Raw genomic sequence first — 2,201 nt, 5'->3', positions numbered from 1 at the left:
GGCGGAGTCGACGCGGTTGACCTGGCCCATGCCCACGCCGACGGTCGCACCGGCCTGCACCAGCAGGATGGCATTGGACTTGACCGCGCGGCAGGCCCGCCACGCGAACAGCAGGTCGCGCAGGGTCTGCTCGTCGGCGTCGTCCCCGCAGGCCTTGGTCCACCCCGCGGTCACGTCGCCGTCGGCGTCCAGCGAATCGCGCTGCTGCACCAGCACGCCGCCGGAGATCTGCTTGCGCTCGAGCTCCGCCTGCGCCGGCGGGTCGGCCTCGAGGATCCGGATGTTCTTCTTCCGCTGCAGGATCTCCACGGCACCGTCGGCGTAGGAGGGCGCGATGATCACCTCGGTGAAGATCTCGGCGACCTGCTCGGCCATCTCCAGACTGACCTGACGGTTGGCGGCGATCACCCCGCCGAACGCGCTGACAGGGTCACAGTCGTGGGCGGCGCGGTGGGCTGCGGCGATGTCGGCGTCGATCGCGATGCCGCACGGGTTCGCGTGCTTGATGATCGCCACGCACGGCTCGGCGTGGTCGAAGGCGGAGCGCCAGGCGGCGTCACCGTCGACGTAGTTGTTGTAACTCATCTCCTTGCCGTGCAGCTGCTCGGCCTGGGCGAGGCCGGGGGCGGCGGCGGAGTCGGTGTACAGGGCCGCGCGCTGGTGCGGGTTCTCCCCGTAGCGAAGGGTGGCGGCCAGGTCGAGGCTCTGCCCCTGCCACACCGGGAAGTCCTCGCCCGAGTCCTGCGACGGTGATGCGGTCTGCTCCGTCATCCAGGTGGCCACCGCGACGTCGTAGGCAGCGGTGTGGCGGAAGGCGGCGGCTGCGAGCCGACGACGCTGATCCAGCGGGAACCCACCCGCGGCCACCGCCTCCAGAGCCTCGCCGTAGCCGGCCGGGTCGACGAGCACCGCGACGGACGGGTGGTTCTTGGCGGCCGCGCGGACCATGGACGGACCACCGATGTCGATCTGCTCCACGCACGCGTCGTAGTCCGCGCCGGAGGCGACGGTGTCGGTGAAGGGATAGAGGTTGACGACGACGAGCTCGAACGGCTGCACACCGAGATCCGCGATCTGCTCGAGGTGCTCGGGCTTGCGCGTGTCGGCCAGGATGCCGGCGTGGACCCGTGGGTGCAGCGTCTTGACGCGCCCCTCCAGGCATTCCGGGAACCCCGTCAGCGAGTCGACCGGCGTCACCGACACCCCGGCGTCGGCGATCCTTTGCGCGGTGGAGCCGGTCGAGACGATCTCGACCCCGGCAGCCGCCAGACCCCGGGCGAGGTCCTCGAGTCCGGTCTTGTCGTAGACGCTGATGAGCGCACGGCGGACGGGCCTGCGGGAGTCGGTCACGATAGGTGCACCTTTCGACCTTCGATGTGGAGTCGGCCACGGGCGGCGGACTCGAGGACGTCGACGAGCAGCTCGCGCTCGACGATCTTGATTCGTTCGTGGAGGGAGGACTCGGTGTCCTCGGAGAACACGTCGACAGCGCGCTGGGCGATCACCGGGCCCGTGTCCACCCCCGCGTCGACCAGGTGGACAGTACATCCCGTGACCGCCACTCCGTAGGCGAGCGCGTCCCGTACCGCGTGGGCACCGGGAAAGGAGGGCAACAGGGCGGGGTGGGAGTTGAGCACGCGGCCGGTGAACTCCCCGAGGAACGCCTCTCCGAGGATGCGCATGAAGCCCGCCGAGACGATCCAGTCCGGACGCAACCCGCACACGGCCTCGGTCAGCGCGCTGTCCCAGGCGGAACGGTCGGGATGGTCAGCGGGACGGATGACGAGGGCGGGCAGGCCGGCGTCCTCGGCGCGCGACACGGCCTCGCAGGGGCGATCGGAGACGAGGCCGACGACGCGGTACGGGCAGCCGGACCCAGCGGCGGAGTCCAGCACACTCTGCGCGAGCGTCCCGGCACCGGAGGCCAGGAGCACGACCCGGCTCGGGGCTCCGGACTCGGCACTGACCACGTCCCACGCTCCTGCCCGTCGATCCGCCTGCCCGCCGCGTTCCCGGGCCCGGGTGGCAGTCTAGTCGGCGGCTCTCGGCCCCTCGTCAGGGCTCTCCTCAGGGCTCTCCTCGGGTCTCTGCTCGGGGCTCTCCTCGGGGCTCTCCTCGGCCGTCCCGGAATCGCCCGGGTCGGCGGCGCCCTCAGCCGCGTCGGCGGGGTCGTCGGCGGGGTCGGCGGCGGGGTCGGCGAA

General features: G+C 71.6%; 2 protein-coding genes. Both read right to left on the bottom strand.

The window, feature by feature from the left end; translation table 11 throughout:
• On the bottom strand, positions 1-1,350 hold a 1,350-nt coding region (purH, locus tag IY392_RS16315), incomplete at its 3' end, for a bifunctional phosphoribosylaminoimidazolecarboxamide formyltransferase/IMP cyclohydrolase (RefSeq protein WP_194861789.1).
• A complete protein-coding gene (purN, locus tag IY392_RS16310; protein WP_194861788.1) occupies positions 1,347-1,970 on the bottom strand; it encodes a phosphoribosylglycinamide formyltransferase in 624 nt (207 codons plus the stop codon). The genes purN and purH, both read right to left, overlap by 4 nt.
• Positions 1,971-2,201: the final 231 nt, after the last annotated feature.

The sequence above is a fragment of the Dietzia sp. SYD-A1 genome (assembly GCF_015356725.1).
Taxonomy (GTDB): domain Bacteria; phylum Actinomycetota; class Actinomycetes; order Mycobacteriales; family Mycobacteriaceae; genus Dietzia.
Note: the sequence above shows the minus strand (reverse complement) of the source record. Positions and strands in the feature narration are given on the sequence as shown.